Origin of the sequence: Guptibacillus spartinae (genome assembly GCF_028610625.1) — a bacterium.
Lineage (GTDB): Bacteria > Bacillota > Bacilli > Bacillales > Guptibacillaceae > Guptibacillus > Guptibacillus spartinae.
In genome coordinates this window covers 598,895-615,711 of record NZ_JAQQWU010000001.1, presented here as the reverse complement: position 1 = coordinate 615,711, position 16,817 = coordinate 598,895, and the positions used below count along the sequence as shown (strand labels likewise).

Annotated in this window: 22 protein-coding genes and 1 tRNA gene; 5 read left to right on the top strand and 18 right to left on the bottom strand. The window is 40.1% G+C overall.

Annotation, left to right across the window (positions count from 1 at the left end; all coding sequences use genetic code 11):
• Positions 1-21 precede the first annotated feature (21 nt).
• Genes phnC through selB form a run of 4 tightly spaced genes read right to left on the bottom strand, consistent with a single transcriptional unit; the run spans position 22 to position 4,328 of the window.
• Positions 22-777 carry a phosphonate ABC transporter ATP-binding protein gene (gene phnC / locus PQ511_RS03220; protein WP_273850481.1) on the bottom strand — a complete coding sequence of 252 codons (756 nt, stop codon included), beginning with the start codon at positions 775-777 and terminating at the stop codon, positions 22-24.
• Positions 767-1,519 carry a phosphonate ABC transporter, permease protein PhnE gene (phnE, locus tag PQ511_RS03215; RefSeq protein ID WP_273850480.1) on the bottom strand — a complete coding sequence of 251 codons (753 nt, stop codon included), beginning with the start codon at positions 1,517-1,519 and terminating at the stop codon, positions 767-769. The genes phnC and phnE overlap by 11 nt, the downstream gene beginning before the upstream one ends.
• 1 nt (position 1,520) lies before the next feature.
• Positions 1,521-2,423 carry a phosphate/phosphite/phosphonate ABC transporter substrate-binding protein gene (phnD, locus tag PQ511_RS03210; RefSeq protein WP_273850479.1) on the bottom strand — a complete coding sequence of 301 codons (903 nt, stop codon included), beginning with the start codon at positions 2,421-2,423 and terminating at the stop codon, positions 1,521-1,523.
• Positions 2,424-2,447: 24 nt separating this feature from the next.
• Positions 2,448-4,328 (bottom strand): selenocysteine-specific translation elongation factor, encoded by a 1,881-nt coding sequence (gene selB / locus PQ511_RS03205; RefSeq protein ID WP_273850477.1) that lies wholly within the window; start codon positions 4,326-4,328, stop codon positions 2,448-2,450.
• Between the two features lie 493 nt (positions 4,329-4,821).
• On the opposite strand from selB, the gene PQ511_RS03200 reads away from it, so the two are divergent.
• A tRNA-Sec gene (locus PQ511_RS03200) sits at positions 4,822-4,918 on the top strand.
• Between the two features lies 1 nt (position 4,919).
• On the opposite strand, the gene PQ511_RS23695 is transcribed toward PQ511_RS03200, so the two are convergent.
• A complete protein-coding gene (locus PQ511_RS23695; RefSeq protein ID WP_420541653.1) occupies positions 4,920-5,096 on the bottom strand; it encodes a DUF4183 domain-containing protein in 177 nt (58 codons plus the stop codon).
• Complete coding sequence (locus tag PQ511_RS03195; RefSeq protein ID WP_273850476.1) at positions 5,097-5,243, bottom strand: hypothetical protein; 147 nt, start codon at positions 5,241-5,243, stop codon at positions 5,097-5,099.
• A gap of 140 nt (positions 5,244-5,383) precedes the next feature.
• Here PQ511_RS03195 and PQ511_RS03190 point away from each other — a divergent pair, with 140 nt between their 5' ends.
• Both PQ511_RS03190 and PQ511_RS03185 read left to right on the top strand, forming a co-directional pair.
• Entirely contained in the window at positions 5,384-5,605 is a 222-nt protein-coding gene (locus tag PQ511_RS03190; RefSeq protein ID WP_273850475.1) for a hypothetical protein, read from the top strand.
• A 144-nt stretch (positions 5,606-5,749) separates the two neighbouring features.
• Complete coding sequence (locus PQ511_RS03185) at positions 5,750-6,175, top strand: DUF2621 domain-containing protein (protein WP_273850473.1); 426 nt, start codon at positions 5,750-5,752, stop codon at positions 6,173-6,175.
• Between the two features lie 34 nt (positions 6,176-6,209).
• On the opposite strand, the gene PQ511_RS03180 is transcribed toward PQ511_RS03185, so the two are convergent.
• The 10 genes from PQ511_RS03180 to yneA all read right to left on the bottom strand — a co-directional run bounded on the left by PQ511_RS03180 (position 6,210) and on the right by yneA (position 11,695).
• Positions 6,210-6,698 (bottom strand): CcdC family protein, encoded by a 489-nt coding sequence (locus tag PQ511_RS03180; protein ID WP_273850472.1) that lies wholly within the window; start codon positions 6,696-6,698, stop codon positions 6,210-6,212.
• A gap of 107 nt (positions 6,699-6,805) precedes the next feature.
• Positions 6,806-7,264 (bottom strand): Na(+)/H(+) antiporter subunit B, encoded by a 459-nt coding sequence (locus PQ511_RS03175; protein ID WP_273850470.1) that lies wholly within the window; start codon positions 7,262-7,264, stop codon positions 6,806-6,808.
• Between the two features lie 20 nt (positions 7,265-7,284).
• Positions 7,285-7,995, bottom strand: a complete 711-nt coding sequence (locus tag PQ511_RS03170; RefSeq protein ID WP_273850469.1) for a cytochrome c biogenesis protein CcdA — start codon at positions 7,993-7,995, stop codon at positions 7,285-7,287.
• Between the two features lie 105 nt (positions 7,996-8,100).
• Positions 8,101-8,970 (bottom strand): M15 family metallopeptidase, encoded by an 870-nt coding sequence (locus PQ511_RS03165; protein WP_273850468.1) that lies wholly within the window; start codon positions 8,968-8,970, stop codon positions 8,101-8,103.
• A gap of 114 nt (positions 8,971-9,084) precedes the next feature.
• Positions 9,085-9,312 (bottom strand): YneF family protein, encoded by a 228-nt coding sequence (locus PQ511_RS03160; RefSeq protein WP_098443499.1) that lies wholly within the window; start codon positions 9,310-9,312, stop codon positions 9,085-9,087.
• 92 nt (positions 9,313-9,404) lie between these two features.
• Positions 9,405-9,848: a sporulation inhibitor of replication protein SirA gene (sirA, locus tag PQ511_RS03155; protein ID WP_273850467.1), complete on the bottom strand. Its 444-nt coding sequence runs from the start codon at positions 9,846-9,848 to the stop codon at positions 9,405-9,407.
• Between the two features lie 163 nt (positions 9,849-10,011).
• On the bottom strand, positions 10,012-10,296 hold the full coding sequence (locus tag PQ511_RS03150; protein ID WP_273850466.1) for a HesB/YadR/YfhF family protein: 285 nt from the start codon (positions 10,294-10,296) through the stop codon (positions 10,012-10,014).
• 121 nt (positions 10,297-10,417) lie between these two features.
• Positions 10,418-10,654, bottom strand: a complete 237-nt coding sequence (locus PQ511_RS03145) for a DUF896 domain-containing protein (protein ID WP_273850464.1) — start codon at positions 10,652-10,654, stop codon at positions 10,418-10,420.
• A gap of 66 nt (positions 10,655-10,720) precedes the next feature.
• Positions 10,721-11,371 carry a YneB family resolvase-like protein gene (locus PQ511_RS03140; protein WP_273850463.1) on the bottom strand — a complete coding sequence of 217 codons (651 nt, stop codon included), beginning with the start codon at positions 11,369-11,371 and terminating at the stop codon, positions 10,721-10,723.
• A 3-nt stretch (positions 11,372-11,374) separates the two neighbouring features.
• Positions 11,375-11,695, bottom strand: a complete 321-nt coding sequence (gene yneA / locus PQ511_RS03135) for a cell division suppressor protein YneA (protein ID WP_273850462.1) — start codon at positions 11,693-11,695, stop codon at positions 11,375-11,377.
• Between the two features lie 154 nt (positions 11,696-11,849).
• Here yneA and lexA point away from each other — a divergent pair, with 154 nt between their 5' ends.
• Positions 11,850-12,470, top strand: coding sequence for a transcriptional repressor LexA (lexA, locus tag PQ511_RS03130; RefSeq protein WP_159782425.1), 621 nt, complete (start codon positions 11,850-11,852; stop codon positions 12,468-12,470).
• Positions 12,471-12,581: 111 nt separating this feature from the next.
• Complete coding sequence (locus PQ511_RS03125; RefSeq protein ID WP_273850460.1) at positions 12,582-13,073, top strand: ferritin; 492 nt, start codon at positions 12,582-12,584, stop codon at positions 13,071-13,073.
• A 72-nt stretch (positions 13,074-13,145) separates the two neighbouring features.
• Here the strand turns inward: PQ511_RS03125 and PQ511_RS03120 are convergent, their stop codons facing one another.
• Both PQ511_RS03120 and nagZ read right to left on the bottom strand, forming a co-directional pair.
• Entirely contained in the window at positions 13,146-14,813 is a 1,668-nt protein-coding gene (locus PQ511_RS03120; protein ID WP_420541649.1) for an acyl-CoA dehydrogenase family protein, read from the bottom strand.
• A 196-nt stretch (positions 14,814-15,009) separates the two neighbouring features.
• A complete protein-coding gene (nagZ, locus tag PQ511_RS03115; protein WP_273850458.1) occupies positions 15,010-16,683 on the bottom strand; it encodes a beta-N-acetylhexosaminidase in 1,674 nt (557 codons plus the stop codon).
• Positions 16,684-16,817: the final 134 nt, after the last annotated feature.

Below are 16,817 nucleotides of genomic sequence, written 5' to 3'. Positions count from 1 at the left end.
AGGGCTCTGCCTACTTCCGTTTTAACTTTCATACAGCATGTCTTCGATTGCTTCAGTCAATGCTTCAGGTTGATCATCAAAAACAACACGCCCGTCCTTTAAGGCCACGATCCGCGAAGCATACCTTTTTGCTAACTTCACATCGTGAACGTTAATAACGGTTAACAAGTTACGCTCCTCATGTAAACGATGAATGAGCTGAAAGATGCGATTAGCTGTGCCTGGATCAAGACTTGCGACAGGCTCATCCCCAAGAAAAACATCAGGTGATTGGGCAAGCGCTCTGGCGATACCAACTCGTTGCCTCTGTCCTCCGCTCAATAAATCCACACGCTTATTTAAATGAGGTAACAGTTCAACTTGTTCAACCACATCCCTCGCAAGCTGTCTTTCACTTTCATTAAATAAACCTGCGATATTGCGTATGGTTGATCGTGAACCAAATAATCCCGTGTACACATTTTGCAAAACCGTTAACCGAGGAATCAACTGATGATGCTGAAAAATCATCCCCATCTTTTGCCTTTGTCTTCTTAAGCCTTCTCGATCAAGCGTTTGGTAAGAACGTCCGTTGTAGGTAATATCACCTTCAGTTAAAGCCTGCAATCCATTTAGCGTGCGAATGAAAGTTGACTTTCCAGCGCCTGTTTTACCTAGGATACAAACAAATTCGCCCCGTTGAAAAGTGAGAGTAACATGATCCAGCGCATACGATTCAGCCTTTTGATAGCGAACGGCTCCATTTTCTATCGTTAACAACGCTTCATTACATGACATATTGCCTCACCCTACTTCCGAGAAAATCAACGACAATCACAATGATCATAATCAGCATCACATCGACCGCAACTGTTGAATATTGAAATGTTTTAAAATGGACAAACAGCTGCTGCCCTATACCACCTCCACCGACTAAACCAAGCATCAGCGACGTTCGAATCGCTACTTCGAATCGATAGAAATAGTGGGAAAGGACATTGGGCCAAATTTGTGGAAAGACAGAAAAAAGCGCGCCGATTAGCGGCCGTGCTCCCACCGCTTTCATTGCCTCCTGTGGACCTTTGTCAGCCGCTTCAATCAATTCTGCAATCAGCTTTGATAATACACTTGCATTATGAACGATAATCGCAATGGTTGCGGCAAATGGACCCGGCCCAACGATGGTAAGAAACATTAAACCTAGTACAATTTCGGGAATCGACCGGACAAAACTTAACCCAATACGCACAGATCCATAAAAGGGACCTGCTGTATTCTTGGCAGCTAGCAAGCTTACAGGTAAGGCAACAAGTAATCCAACAAAACTACCAAGGAACGCCATTCCTAATGTCACAAGACTTGCTTTTAACATCGTCGGAAGTACAGATGTATTGAAAGGAAACCAGTTCGATAGAAAATCAATCATATTGTTAAATTGACTAAACTTCCGAATATCGAACTCCGTCACATTTATGCTCCACACCATTAATGCTACTACTAGTAGAAATAGTATAAGGTGCTTCCATTTAAACCAAGCCATTTTACTCCGTTAACATCCCTTGCTTATCAGCCGCACTTCTGATGCTTTCGTAATCTTCATTACTGGCTTTCGTAAATCCAGACGCACCAAACGCATTTAAAATGGTTTTGTCTTCAATTGATAAGAAAGCATTTTGTAGTTGATCAATTGTCTCTCCATCTGTATCTTTAGACACTGCCCACGGATATTGGAAAAGCTTTTCAGATTCCCAAATCACCTTTAGCTTATCTCCATCAATTTTCCCTGATTCAAGAAGTTGATTATAAATCGCACTATCAATTGCCCCTGCATCAACCTGTTTATTTTGTACAGATAATGCTGTTGCATCATGTGAACCTGTGTACGATACAGATGCAAAACGATTGTTTTCTTGATCTTCAAAAACACCTCGATCTTGGAGTTCAATTGAAGGAATTAAAGAACCAGAGGTTGAGTTTGGATCACCAAACGCAAAGCTTCTTTCTTCACTTTTTTCAAGATAGTCCTCAAGAGAGTCCCAGTCATTTTCTTTATTTGTAATGATATAAGAATGATAGAACGGCTCTCCATCAATTAGCTGCGTTACAATTGCCTTAGCTCCACTTTTCTCATGTGCAATGACATACGTAAGCGGTCCAAAATAGGCCATATCAATTTGATTATAATTCATCGCTTCAACCACACCGTTATAGTCGGGATACGTTGTGATTTCTACGTCACGATCCAACTTTTTGGAAAGTTCGCCCTGGAGCTTTGTCATCGCTTCTTCAATTTCACCTTCTGTTTGAACTGGGATGACCCCAATCGTAAAGGCGCTCGCTTCTTTTTCACTACTATCTGTAGCGCCATCTTCGTTATCATTCGAGCTACATGCGGCAAGAACACCTAACATCAGCACCATGACAAAAAGAATTGCTTTTTTCATTTTTCTCCACTCCCTCATATCTTCCTAGCTCTCTATTCTCCAAAATCTCTCCTGTTCTTTTCTTACGGTATAGCCTTCATGATCAAGTTTTTCAAGAATCGGTACTAAATACTTACGGCTCACATGAAGGACATCTTTCGCTTGCTTTAATGTAAAGGTCTGCTCTGTTTCTGCTTTTAACGCTTGAATTGCTTTTTTCCAATTTTCAGTGTGAACGTAAAGCTCATCGGTTAATTTCACGGCGATACCTTCCTCAATAACATAACTCTTAAACTCGGCTTGGTACGTCACGGGAATTTCTTGCTCATCCATTAACCGATCAATTGGTGAAACGTTCATTCCCTGCTCTTCTAATGTGTTCAGCACCTTAGTCATTCGCTTCTTCCATGTGTTTGGAAGAATTGGCTCGAATGAGCTCATGGCAAGAAATGGTCCTGATTGCTGTAAAGTTTCTTCAAGCTGTACCTGTAGAACAGCATCAATTACTTTCTTAGGATACTTTTTAGATAACTCCTGGACGACTTCTGCTTTTCGAGGACCCTTTCGCATCGGGTACGTTGTATGGGTCGCTTCTAAATACGTATGAATCCCTTCTACGACTCGTGTGACAACGTTCATTGAAGTCACGCCTCCATTAACAAAAACGAGGTGATCGTTCTCTTCAAGCTGATGAAAAGCTTCCTCATTTAACCCAATTTGTTGCATCACCTGTTCTTTTGATAAAAGATGAACCTGATCGAGAATCTGAACAAGCTGTTCAACCGGAGTCCCTTTCATCATTTGTTCAAACTTGGCGATCGTTTCCGTTCCAAACTTATATTTCTCTCCTGACACATTGAGAATACTGCCGCCACCGATCGTTTCTACAGGAGAAGGGCGCCTCAAAATAACCCGATCCCCTTTTTTAGCTGTAATAGGGGCTTGGAGTCGAATCTGGCAAAAAAGCGGTTCTCGCTCTCCTACCTCAAGCGTGTTACGGTCGAAAAATACAATCGTGCCTCGTACCTCTGCAGTTCCAATGTGGACCGTTACTTCCGCTCTCTGTTTTAAGTCATGAGACATGGTGAGAGCTTTCGTGAGTGAAAGATCAATGGTGGACGTAACAGGATAGTGATTAGAGTTCACAATCACCTGGCCCCGAGCCATTTGATGCCGGTCCACCCCCGCCAAATTAACCGCTACGCGCTGTCCCGCAAAAGCGCTCTCTACTTTTTTGCTATGTGTTTGTACCTGCCTTACTCTTGCTTCAATACGATCAGGAAGTAACGTAACAAGCTCTCCTTCTTTTAACTCTCCATCAAAAATCGTTCCTCTTGCAATCGTTCCGTGCCCTTGTAATGTAAACACTTGGTCAATTGGAATCCTTAATGCACCAGCTTTATTTCTAGAAGGCACTTTGGCAAGATAAGAATGAATGCTTTCTTTTAACTCTTCCATGCCTCTCCCACTTTTGGCATCTACGATATGAATGCTGGATCCTTCAAATCCAGTGCCTTTTATGTAGTCACGGATATCTTCCCGAACAAGAGCAAGCATCTCTTCCTCTACCATGTCTGCTTTCGTAATCGCAATAATCGATCGTTTAATACCGAGAAGCGATAAAATCTCTAAATGTTCTCTTGTTTGTGGCATGACACCTTCATCAGCCGCCACAACGGGAACGACAAGATCGATACCAGCAACGCCTGCTATCATTTGTCTAATAAAACGTTCATGGCCAGGGACGTCGATAATGGACACGTTCATGTCATCCGATAAGTGAAACGGAGCGAATCCTGGTTCGATCGAGATGTTTCGTTCTTTTTCTTCTTTCAACCGATCCGTGTCAACGCCTGTTAATGCACCCGTTAACGTTGTTTTCCCATGATCAATATGCCCTGCTAATCCAATTGTATAATAGTTCATATTCTCACCTGCCATCCTCTATTAACAGTAATAAATGTAAGTACAGGATGCAAATTTAAACCATTGCCCTCCCTAAAAGTTTACTCACCACTTTTATGCATCTCCGTATTTTTATACACTGCTGCATGACCAGAAAAGTTATTCACAGCTATCCACAGCGCAAACTGTTATACCTCCATTTACAACCTGTACTATTCACCAAACTGTATTAGTTCGTTATAAAAAACTGTTTCAATGGATAATTTGTCGAAAAAGGAAAAAGCGAAATACAAAACGATTTTTGTCGATTTTTACAAAGCAAGAACGTCCGCTGCCTCGTTTGGTTCTTAATTAGACTATATTCGACAAGTTTTCACCAAACGGCTAACCGGAAAATGTACTAGGTAAAACTTTACTTATAAATTTACTCATCATTTTCTTAACATCATCTTTTTGAGCACATGCATTGCACATCTGAATGTCTTCCGTTACTATATTAAAAGTACACTTAAATGGGGCTGGTTGTACGTCTGGTGAGTGCCACGGTCTTCAAAACCGCCTGGGAGGCGCGTGCCGTCTTCGGTGGGTTCGATTCCCACACAGTCCCGCCACTTAAACGACAATCATCTGAAAACTAATTGTTGTACCAGTGATTGGAGCATCCTCGCTGAGAATCATCAGCATCCCCTCCTTTACAAGGTAATTCATTTCCGGCTGTAATACTCCATTGATAAATAAGTTTATATAAGATACATCTGATGCCAATATTCCATCTCGATCTGTATAAATTTATTGATTCTTCTTAGCCAAAGCAAAATATTCATAAACACATACTTTTATGGGGACTTTCGTTTTGGTGATTTGTGTTCTTAATTTAAGAAATGAAACATTCGGAAGTTTTAACTCAGTGTCATTAACCACATTTTGCTTATTCACTCCCCTCCCCCTTTCAAATCTTTCTCTTTACTCAGTACGTGTGCTGAACCGACCATCCACAATAATTGATGAAAATACACTCATTGAATCCCCTTATGTTTACATATTATTTGATCAGTAAACCCATGTAGGTGCATCGTATGCCTTTAAAAATTATGAACATTGTCGTGGATGTCTCCACTTCCATCACGACTGCTCCAACCGTACAACGTTTTTTCTACAACACAACTGGCCTTTGGACTGTCCCAACTACCCTTACGATCGACGCAGCTGATTTTTTTGATGATACTGATGATCCTGGAGCTGGCGTCACTACTCTCCCCTCTCTCACCACAGATAATAGTTATTTCAATGTTTGCTAATGGCGTTCTCGTTCAATGACTCCTACATCAACTTCTACAGTTGAAACGTAAACTAGCCCTCTTGATTAAAAAGCGCTTTCGGCGTATAATGTGACCGTATTCAAACAAATTTCTTAACATTATAATTGCCAAGAGGTGAGCGCGTTGGCAGGATGGTTTCAGTGGTTTATCGTCGGGTGGACAGTGATTTTAATTTCATTAATCGCAATTGGTGGATTTTTTATGTTTCGCAAGTTTTTAAAGCGCCTTCCTAAAGAAGATGGCAAATCTATTCTCGACTGGCAAGAGCATTATATTGAACAAACAAAACATATGTGGAGTCAAGATCAGAAAAAACTTTTAGATGAATTAGTTGCACCTGTTCCTGAATTATTTCGTGATATCGCGAAATACAAAATTGCAGGTACAATAGGCGAGTTAGCGCTAAGGGAAAAAGCAAATAACATGTCTCAGGATTTAATCATTCGAGGGTATATTATGGCAACTCCAAAGCGTGACCACAAATGGCTTATTAAAAAATTAAATGAAAAGCGAATCGATATGAGTCCTTACCATCATTTGCTTCAATAAAAAAACTCGTTTAGCTAGTGCTAAACGAGTTTTTTTATAGTAATGTTTCATGCAATCTTGTTCCATGCCCTCTACTTCGCTCCGTCTTTTTGAATTGATAATACATGGAAATTCTCCAAGGTAAAATCATTCCAAACGCAAGAACAAAGAAAAGTGAGCTCGTCTGAAGAACAGGTATTGATTCCCCAATAATTAACTTAAAGATAATCCGAACTAATAGCAATCCAATCAAAATAAACGCAAACGCTTTTGAACGAGTTAAATAGATCTGATCATCCTTAACTTCAAACTTCGAGGTTCGAATTAACAATAATGAAAAAGCAGCACCGACTGATAGCGCTTCAATCGCTTCGTACCACGGTACTCTCGCGTCTGGAACAACAAACATCAAAAAACCAGTTGCCATGAAAAATGGCGGTAGTATAATTTTTCTTATTGTGGCAGGTTTTCTTGATGCCTTCAACCTGATTACCACCATGGCAAGAGCCATCATTGCTCCTACAATTGTACTTAAAATAAGCATATACTCATCCCTCACCTATACCGTACTACCCATCATTCCCATTGTATGTGGAAGAGACAAAAAATACAAGTGAACGAAAAAAAGAACGGCAATCAGCCGCCCTCTTTTCACGAACGATTTACTCTTGAAAGCTGTTCTTCTCCTTCATCCGCTGCAATACTTAAAATAATCGTCATCGTTACGCCAACAACAGTGAAATAAACGCCAAGATCAAAGAGCATCGCAGTCGCCAGATGAGAATGCCCAAGTATAGGCAGCTCAAAATAGGCATCCGTATGACTTAAAAACGGTTGACCAAAAAGAAACGAACCAACTCCAGTTAAAACAGCAATTAGAAGACCAACTGGAATAAAGTTTTTAAAATCAATCCGAATCACTCTGTTCATCGTTTTAAATCCGTATGAAATATAGAGAAGGACCAGGGCACCAGCCGTCATTAGACCACCGATAAAGCCACCGCCAGGCGCATTATGACCCGCGAAAAATAAGTATATTGAAAATCCTAGAATGATAAAGACGATAATGGTTGTCGTCGTTTTTAAAATGAGGTCATTTGTTCCTTTCAATCCATTGCACCCTTTCCTGATTAAAATCCTTGAAAGCCACCAAACAGGTTATTGACAAGGAATGACGTAAACATTGTCATGAAATTAAAGTATAGTAAAACACCCATTACAATCATTAAGTACCCGCCGGCCTTCATAATGAATCGACTATTTTTCTTAATCCACTGCATCCGCCCAATAAAAAAGGACAAAATGAAAAAGGGAACTGAAAAACCAAGGGTATAAGCCACCATGTACATGAACCCTGCACCGGGATTTGAAACACCAAGCGCAATAACGGCAGCTAAAATTGGCCCCGTACAGGGTGTCCAACCTGCCGCAAATCCCATTCCAATTAACACTGAGCCTATAAAACCAGATGGTCGATTCCGTATTTTTAAGCGGCGATCTTTCATTAGAAAGGTTGGTGTCCAAAAACCGACGACAACAAGTCCGAATACCACAATTAAGATGGCGCCAACTTGACGAAGAAGATCTTTGTATTGAATAAACAAATTACCAACCAGGGTAGTAGACATCCCTAACACAAGGAATATAATCGAAAATCCAATGAGAAAGAAAATCGTATGAAAAATAGCTCGCCTTTGCATCATACCACGTTCTTCTTTTAAATCATCAACAGAAACCCCAGTGATATAGGAAATAAACGCAGGATAAAGCGGTAGTACACACGGTGAAATAAACGATAAAAAGCCGGCACCGAACGCTAAAAACAAGTTCAAATCTGCCATAGAATTACTCCCTGTCTAATGCATGATCTTATCATGTGCATGTCATTACCATTTCAACCTTTATTGTAAACGATTTATCTTATTCAAACTATGAACATTCCATAACTATTTTTCTTCAGAGAAAAATTCTTCAAGCGTTACGCCCGCCTTATGTACTTCAGTAGCGGCTTCTTTCCCTACATAGCGCACGTGCCATGGTTCATACTGATAGCCGGTAATATCTTCTTTGCCTTTTAAGTAACGAACAACAAACCCATATTCATGTGCATGCTCCGCTACCCACTGCCCTTCTGGTGTATCCCCAAAGTCTTCGGTAAGAGAACTTCCGATAGAAGGTGTGCTAATGTCCATCGTTAAACCTGTCTGATGTTCACTTTGTCCAGCTTGAGCACTCACCTGGTTCGCTACTTCTGCCCCGCGCTGCTCAGCGTTATAAGCAAAAATAGCTTCCTGACGCTCATAGGAACGGTAGCCAGAAACAGCCTTTAACTCAAATCCATCTTCTTTTGCACCTTCGAACATTTTTTCGAGAGCGGTAGCCGCTTCCTGAACCATCAATCTTTTCGGATCACCTTTTGGTGCATAGGAAGGGACATCGGGTTCGACAAGGTTTTTTGGAACGAAGTCAGAAGGAAGATTACGCTCCTTGTTAGCTACCACATAGATGCTATCTGGATTTGTGACAGTAAGATTGTCACCCTTCTTCTCAATAGTTTCAGCCATCGTAGGATAGGCTGCTGAATCATCTTGTTTCGCGTCATCTTCTTGATTCTTAGCTTGATCGTTCTCTTGATTATCTTTCGTTTGATTTTCATTTGCGTTTCCAGAATGAGTCTTGGAGTCGTTGTTCGTTTGTCCGCCGTTCTCTGCTTGATTCTGTGGCTCGTTAGACGTCTGCTCATCACTTCCAGCCTGACATCCTGCTAAAAGCGCAAATGAGAGTCCTGTAGCTACTACTAAATTCTTCATCGTCATGTAAACACTTCCTGATTTTTTTATAGTCTAATCTATCATACCATCTGACCAATTAGACCCGTCAACCAAAATTACTCCATACAAAAAGCACTCTGCAACCAGAGTGCCATTACGCTATTTATCGTTGTTCGTCATTTGACTATTCATAGCCTTCATCATCTGATTAATTTTCTTCTGAGAAGGTTTCTGCCCCATTTGCATCATCATTACACGAAGCATGTTTTCATTAATAGGGGGATTCTTCTTTAAATAGTCCATCATATATTTGCGGGCAATAAAAAAGCCAAGTGCTACTCCAGCAATCAACGCTAGCACGCCCACAAGCGTGTACATCCACCACATTCTAGATTTCCTCCTTATTCTTTCTCTTCCAATAGTGTACTACAACCCGTAATGATTATACAATAACGTCTACTAAAATAGTAGGAGTTTGTTTAAACTAGTTTCTGCTGTTTGATCGGGTTAAGCCATCCGTATCGCCCTGATTGGAAGTCGATCGCGAAAAAAGAAGGAGTTAATTTTCGAATCACTTCAAAAAAGACTGTTTCAGCTTCCGTTCCACCACTCGCATAGATATTCATTTTCTCACTTCTGACAAACAACGATGCATCGCTTTTCGACTGCTTAATACTTAACCGATGTCCTGCGTTTTTATATTCATACGTTCTGAACCCTCCGAGTTCATTGGCAAGATAGGTATTTAACTCTTCTTCTGCAACAGGGTCAGTAATAAAGGCAACCTGTTTTCCGAGAAGGTCTTTTTCTTCTGTTTGGACCGCCCGCTTTCTTTCGAGGAAAAGTTGAAACAACAAGTGCTCCTTGCCAGCATAATGAGCGGAGATTTGTTGTTTAACAGAATACATTTCATAATGCCTCATACCACTTCCCCCTTGTCAGGAAATCAGAATCAAATCATATAAAAAATAGTTTACACCATCTCTTTTAAAAGGTTTGTCTGAACCTGGAGCGGGACATCACTAGTTTTGTCGAACAAAAAACCTGTACTATAACATAAATGTTATAGTACAGGTTCCTTAAATGCTATGCCATACTCGGCAGGTCACAAAGAACGCCGCCGCAGCTCTCATCATAATCAAGCTTCATTTTATTAACAAACCACTGATCATCCGGCCGGACGAAGTAAGTAACGCCTCCAATTTCTTGCTTATAATCTTCATATGAAGGCCGATCAGACATGACTCCAAGGGAAAATCCACCGCTGTCTCCACTTCCTGCATAACGTACAAACAATCTTAGACAATCACCGTTACCAAGTTCCATTTCGTTTTTGTAAAACTCAGCTGCAGAATCAGTTACAACAAACATCCTATCCGCCCTCTCCGTTTTTGTATTAGTACATCTTGTTATAGTACAGTATAACGAATATTTAAAAAATTGCAACCATAAAAATAGCCTAATTTTGCTAAAAGCAAAATTAGGCTATTTTTCACTGAAGAAAGCTTCGATTTTTCTTACTTTCTTTCAATTTTTCTGGTGTTACATCTGTGCCTTCTTCATCCACTACTTTGATGGAATGGAGCTGATTTTTGAAAGAAGAACGAAGACTCGCTAGATATTCTTGACGAAGATCCTTTTGTTCTTTTTTCTCCTCCACTGTTAAAGAAGATTCTTTCGATTTACGAGAAAGCTCGTTAATTCGCTGAATTTTATCTTGAGAAAGCATGTAAAAACGCTCCTTTACTGCAACTTGTATGTTCTATGCTAACGCATATTTTGACCACAGACAAGTTTAGTGCTTCTCACTCTGTTCGTCAACATGTTCCTTGTAACGTCTATGGACGGTGGCTTTTGATACGTTGTGGCCAAAGCCTTTAAGTGTTGCAGCTACCTCATGAAAAGTAAGACCTCTATTACGAAGATTTACTATTTCTTCAATTGGCACCTCCACACGATCTCGCCCGCCGTGATGTTGTTGACTTAAGTTTCGCTGAGGTCGATAGCCTTCTTTCACAGCTTTATCCATACCACGTTTAATCTTTAAATTATGAAGTTTTCGCTGAAACTCTTCAACTATACTCACAATTTCAAGAACCATTGAGTCTGCTTCTGACAATTGAAGCTCTCCGTTTTGATTGACCGTATAAATGGTTCCACCATATTTATGTACTGCGTGAAGAAGGGCAATCTTGGCGTTGCCTCTTCCAAGCCTTGTTTCATCTTGAATGAGCAGTGCTTCAACTTGCCCTTCTTTCAACAAATCAAGTACTTCGAGAATGCCATCTCGGTCAATATCATAGCCGCTGTGCTTTTCTTCAATCATTCGGTAAATGGAAAAACCTGATTCTGACGCAAAACGTTGCAACTCTTCTTTTTGCCTTGCAAGAGACGACTCCTGCGCTTCTTTCTTTGTGCTTACCCGACAATAAATAACGGCGTTCATTCTTTATTCTATACCCCCAAGTGCGGTAGCGTTCGCTTCAACAGGGATGATGAGAGTATCTCCTGCTGTAATTCGATTGGCATCGATGCGATTAACGTCTTCAACCCAGCTAACAAATTTTTGATCAGATAATTCATGTGCGGAACGGTATTCATCAGCAATTTCTAACACCGTATCTCCCTGCTCCAATTGAACCGTTGTGTAACGATCATAGTCTTCCGCCGCAGCTGTTCGCAAAGATACGAACACGATAATTAACACAGCTACAAAAGATATAATGACAAGAAAATCAATTCCAGACAAGCCCCCAGCTTGCTTTCTCATCCCAATCACCCCATATACGAATATTTGTTCTGTTTTTAGTATAATAAGAACCTCTGTTCGTGTCAACTGGTTTTTTCGAACTTATGTTTGTATGCGAACAAAAATTCTGGTATACTAGTAACAAATAGATAGATTGGAACGAGGTGCCAGAAATATGAAACTATCAAAGCGTCAGCAGGACATTCTGGACTTTATTAAAGTCGAAGTAAAACAAAAAGGATATCCACCTTCTGTGAGAGAAATTGGCGAAGCCGTTGGACTTGCTTCAAGCTCCACTGTTCATGGCCACCTGGCAAGACTCGAGAAAAAAGGATATATCAGGAGAGATCCAACAAAACCAAGAGCCATCGAAGTGCTTGGTCTTGACGAAGCCATCGACATTCCACGTCAACACACAGTGAACGTTCCTGTCATCGGTAAGGTAACAGCTGGTCAACCGATTACAGCGATTGAAAATGTTGAAGAGTACTTCCCACTTCCTGAGCAGTTTGCCCAAGATGAAGAGCACACTTTCATCCTCGTCATTGAAGGGGATAGTATGATTGAAGCTGGTATCTATAACGGTGATATGGTTATCGTGAAACAGCAGCCTACCGCAAACAACGGAGACATTGTTGTAGCGATGACAGACGATGGTGAAGCAACAGTAAAACGATTTTTTAAAGAAAGCAATTACTTCCGACTTCAGCCGGAAAACTCATCGATGGAACCGATTATTCTTGATTCTGTTTCAATCCTCGGTAAAGTGGTCGGCGTATTCCGCTCCATCCACTAGAAGCGCAATTTGCGCTTCTTTTTTTTATACTTATATTTAGTCAATTCGAAGTAACGAGACACCCACTTCCATCATATTGTGTGACGAAGCAAACTTTATGAGGTGATTAATGTGGTACAAAAGGAAGTTCAAGATCTTTTGAACACGCTCATTCAAATTGAACACGTTTCAACAACATTATATTTAGCAATGTCTGCTTACCTGGATCGGAAAAATTATACTGGAATGGCCAGTTGGTTAAAAATTCAATCTGATGAAGAACGGACACATCTTCTTACTTTGATTAATTACCTAGCTGGTAAAGATGGCGTTGTTGAATTAGGAGCTCTCCCAGAACAATCGACCGACTTTGGAACGCCACTTGAAACGTTTCAGCAAGTTTTAGAACACGAGCAAAATGTAACGAATTCTTATCGACAGGCTTATAACTATATTAAAAAAATTGATCCTCAAACGGCTGTCATCGTGCAGGATTTCCTACGAGAACAGATTGACGAAGAAGCACAGGCACTTACGATTGTCGAGAGACTAAAATTAGCAGGAGATAACACGTCAGCTCTCTTGCTGATCGATCAAGAACTTGGTCAAAGGCAGCCAGGATGAGGTTCCTCTGTGCCACAAGAAAAACCACACCTTCTTACATGTAAAGGTGTGGTTTTTTTAGTAGTTCTTTTGTCATTGTGAATAAACAAGTTGCTTTTCAATGATAATCTCAAAATGCTTTAACGCAAGCTCACTAATCGCATACAGATCTTTCTGCAGCGTTTGCTCGATAAAGATTTTCGCAATAGCGCGCTTCCTTTCTCCCCTAGCCGCATCCTTTAACGCAACCGTGCACTCAAAAATATCGGTTAACCATTTTGTAACACGTTTACAGTGATATGCTTGCTTCTCACCATCCATTTGACAGATCTGGTTGATCCGCACGTGGGCTGAATGAATCGCTGTAACCACCTTTTTCGATTCCTCTGATAAGGCTTCAGGGAGATCATCAAGTTCCTTCTTCATTTTAGCGAAAAAGAGATGATGTACCTCATACTTCTGAATTAACCGGAGGACTTCAAGTCCAAGGATATTTCCTGTTCCCTCCCATACCGTTAACACTTGTGCATCTCGAAGCAGTCTAGGTGTTACAAAATCCTCAATATAACCATTTCCTCCATGCATTTCAATCGCTTCATGCGAAAAGTGAACAGCCTGCTCTGCCGATTCTTTTTTCACTAGCGCAATTAGCAACCGATTTAACGCCTGATCTTCTTCACTCACACTTTGACCGCTTATGATTTTATCAAAAAGAGCAATACTAGAGAAAATTGCACTCATCTCTACTTCTTGCTTCACTTTCATATTCACAAGTGATTCACGTATCATAGGAAAGTCTTTCAGTTTTTGTTTAAAAGCACTTCGCTCATACGCATAGCTTTTCGCTTCAAGATAAGCGCGCTGCATAATCCCCACAGACGCAATCGCATTGCAAAGGCGAGACAAGTTTAATGCTTCTGCCATGTAAAAAAACCCTTTTGTTGCCTCCCCTACAAGGTATGCTTTCGATCCTTCAAGAAGGACCTCAGCAGATGGAACTGCTTTAACTCCTAATTTATCTTTTAATCTTCTAATGGTCAGGTTATTGTTCGATCCATCTTCTTTTTTCCACGGTACTAAAAACAAGCTTAGCCCCTTTGTCCCTGGTATTTGGTCATCGATGCGAGCTAATACCATCGCAACACCGCATGCGCCTGCATTACTTGCAAAATATTTCTCTCCTGTTAATCGGTAATGGTCTCCTTCTTTTACAGCACGCATTTCATTCGCCCCAACGTCCGATCCGCCCTGACGTTCCGTTAGAAAAGTGGCTCCTTCATATAACTCGACGTCACCTGTCGCAATGACGTGTGGCAAAAATTTGTTCTTCAACTTCTCATCCGCATAGTGTTCAAGTAAATAAGCCGTTGCCATCGTTAAGGTAACAGGACAATAAAAGCCTGGTTCAGATTGCGAAAGCAGATAACCTTGAGCAAACGAAAAAATATAATTTCCTTTTTTACTTATCTCAGGAATTTCTTTATGAACATAACCGACTATTCCTCGCTCGTATGTTTGTTTAACCGTTTTAAGATATCCTTCATTTCGCCAGACATAGGAAATATCGTTTCCCATTTTGTCATACTTCACTAATCGTGGCTGTCCCTCACGATCAGTATGACGTGCACGTTCATCAATCTCATTGGCACACAGTTCACCGTATTCTATTAATTCTTCTTTCGCCCACTGAAAGAAATCAAGATCAAGATAACTTTTTAATAAGTCTCCCAAATTTGGATCCTCGAGATAAAAGTTTCTCATCATTATCCTCCTCCTCCCCTCAATCATCCTGATGACTGAATTTTCTGTTGTTTCAAGCATATCATTTTCTCATCCTTTCATGCGCCATTCTTTATACAAAAAAAAGATCGCTACTCCTAAGGAGAAACGATAGCGGTCAAGGTATATAGCTTCAGGATTATATCGGTGTATAACGCAAGGTTCACTAAGAATGTTTTCATTCATTTATATACGTATTTAATAGTTGTTCAATCGACTGATTAATCTCATTAACATTCACATTCTCACGTTCTTTGTTGTTTAATTGATAATGATCTTTCAATTCTATAATCCGTTCAACACTTTCATTTATTCGCTCCTCTGAAATTTCTCCATTTTCTACGGCAGCTTTTATCGTTTTCATCACAGCGACTACTTTATTATAATTATGTGCCACCAGAATCAGGTCGCTTCCTGCTTTGATTGAATCCACTGATGCTTGTTCGATACCATAATGGTTTGTAATGGCTTTCATTGTCATATCATCTGTTATCACAACACCCTCATAGCCCATCTGATTCCGCAGCAAACCGTTAATGATTTTTGGAGATAGGGAAGCGGGCTTGTCATCTAATTGAGGAAGTAAAATATGGGCAATCATCACCATATCTACTCCTTCCTCAATCGCTCCTTTGAAAGGAATAAGTTCCGTCTTTTTAAGATCTTCAACCGATTTATTCACCTTAGGAAGCTGAAGGTGAGAGTCTACTGAAGTATCACCATGACCGGGAAAATGCTTAATGACAGTGACAATATCTTCAGACTGCAGCCCCTTCATCGTTTCAACGCCTAGTTTTTTGACAACATTTGGATTACTACTAAAGGAACGATCCCCAATAACCGGGTTATCGGGATTGCTATTGACATCCATTACCGGAGCATAATCTAAATTGAAACCAAATTGTTTTAATTCATTTCCAATTACCTTTCCAATGCCATATGAAAATTTAGTTTGATTTACATTTCCAATCAACTCGTTTGTAGGTATCGTTTTTAATGACCCAGGAAGACGCGATACTCTTCCTCCTTCTTGATCAATGCTTAAAAACAAAGGCGTTTTATTCTGTTCGTTTATCGCCTTTATGTCATTTAAAAGGGTCACGGTTTGTGTGATTGATTCGATATTGTTTCTATAAAAGATAACGCCACCAATACGTTTGTTTTGGATTAAATCCTTGGTTTCTTCATTTAACGTTGTTCCCGAAAATCCTGCGATGATCATTTGACCGATCTTTTCTTGAAGACTCATTTTAGAAACAATTTTGGCCGCTTTACTTTGTACTTTTGTCCATACGGAAATATGATCGACAGATGGATTTTCATTTTCATTCTTTGGCAAAATCCATTTCAGCTGATAAGTATCATTCATTTGATAAACAAGAATCATTTGATTATGTTCTTTATCTTTATAATAGTTTACTTGATCCGGCTCTCCTTGGATTCGTTTAATATCTTTCATATGTATCTTTTTTAAAGAAGAACCTAAATACCGAACATCAAAAATCGTATCTTCTTGAAAGCCTAACGCTATCTTTTCTCCTGGATAGCTTCCATATTGCCCCTCTGAAGTTTGGGTCACTTGTTCAGGGTTCCCCCATTTTTCTTTTAATTTACTCATTTTAGTTGAGCCTACTACGATAGGAGAGTAAGGAATTTTTCCTTGTTCGGACTGCTGGATAATCTCGTTAACCGTAGTGGTTACCTCATTATTTTCATGGTCACTAATGGACTGTTCGTTCACAGTCGAATGGTTCTCTTCAGTGTTAGAAGTGCCAAGAAGCTGGTCTTTAAAAAGCATGAATAATCCTAAGAAAAGGAGGCAAACACCACTTACATACAAGAACTTTTTCATTCCAATAGACCCCTTTTTTAATTTTACATTACATATGCTGTTCTTTACCCTCTACTTCACTCGTTAACCGTTATCATTTTTATCTAAATAAGTAATTCCCATCTCGCTTCTCCTCCGAGAGTGTTTTCAAATAA

Coding starts and splice junctions, on each gene's coding strand:
- phnC (WP_273850481.1), bottom strand. CDS start 777: ATGTCATGTAATGAAGCGTTGTTAACGATAGAAAATGGAGCCGTTCGC.
- phnE (WP_273850480.1), bottom strand. CDS start 1,519: ATGGCTTGGTTTAAATGGAAGCACCTTATACTATTTCTACTAGTAGTA.
- phnD (WP_273850479.1), bottom strand. CDS start 2,423: ATGAAAAAAGCAATTCTTTTTGTCATGGTGCTGATGTTAGGTGTTCTT.
- selB (WP_273850477.1), bottom strand. CDS start 4,328: ATGAACTATTATACAATTGGATTAGCAGGGCATATTGATCATGGGAAA.
- PQ511_RS03190 (WP_273850475.1), top strand. CDS start 5,384: ATGCCTTTAAAAATTATGAACATTGTCGTGGATGTCTCCACTTCCATC.
- PQ511_RS03180 (WP_273850472.1), bottom strand. CDS start 6,698: ATGCTTATTTTAAGTACAATTGTAGGAGCAATGATGGCTCTTGCCATG.
- PQ511_RS03170 (WP_273850469.1), bottom strand. CDS start 7,995: ATGGCAGATTTGAACTTGTTTTTAGCGTTCGGTGCCGGCTTTTTATCG.
- PQ511_RS03165 (WP_273850468.1), bottom strand. CDS start 8,970: ATGACGATGAAGAATTTAGTAGTAGCTACAGGACTCTCATTTGCGCTT.
- PQ511_RS03160 (WP_098443499.1), bottom strand. CDS start 9,312: ATGTGGTGGATGTACACGCTTGTGGGCGTGCTAGCGTTGATTGCTGGA.
- sirA (WP_273850467.1), bottom strand. CDS start 9,848: ATGAGGCATTATGAAATGTATTCTGTTAAACAACAAATCTCCGCTCAT.
- PQ511_RS03150 (WP_273850466.1), bottom strand. CDS start 10,296: ATGTTTGTTGTAACTGATTCTGCAGCTGAGTTTTACAAAAACGAAATG.
- PQ511_RS03145 (WP_273850464.1), bottom strand. CDS start 10,654: ATGCTTTCTCAAGATAAAATTCAGCGAATTAACGAGCTTTCTCGTAAA.
- PQ511_RS03140 (WP_273850463.1), bottom strand. CDS start 11,371: ATGAACGCCGTTATTTATTGTCGGGTAAGCACAAAGAAAGAAGCGCAG.
- yneA (WP_273850462.1), bottom strand. CDS start 11,695: ATGAGAAAGCAAGCTGGGGGCTTGTCTGGAATTGATTTTCTTGTCATT.
- lexA (WP_159782425.1), top strand. CDS start 11,850: ATGAAACTATCAAAGCGTCAGCAGGACATTCTGGACTTTATTAAAGTC.
- PQ511_RS03120 (WP_420541649.1), bottom strand. CDS start 14,813: ATGAGAAACTTTTATCTCGAGGATCCAAATTTGGGAGACTTATTAAAA.
- nagZ (WP_273850458.1), bottom strand. CDS start 16,683: ATGAAAAAGTTCTTGTATGTAAGTGGTGTTTGCCTCCTTTTCTTAGGA.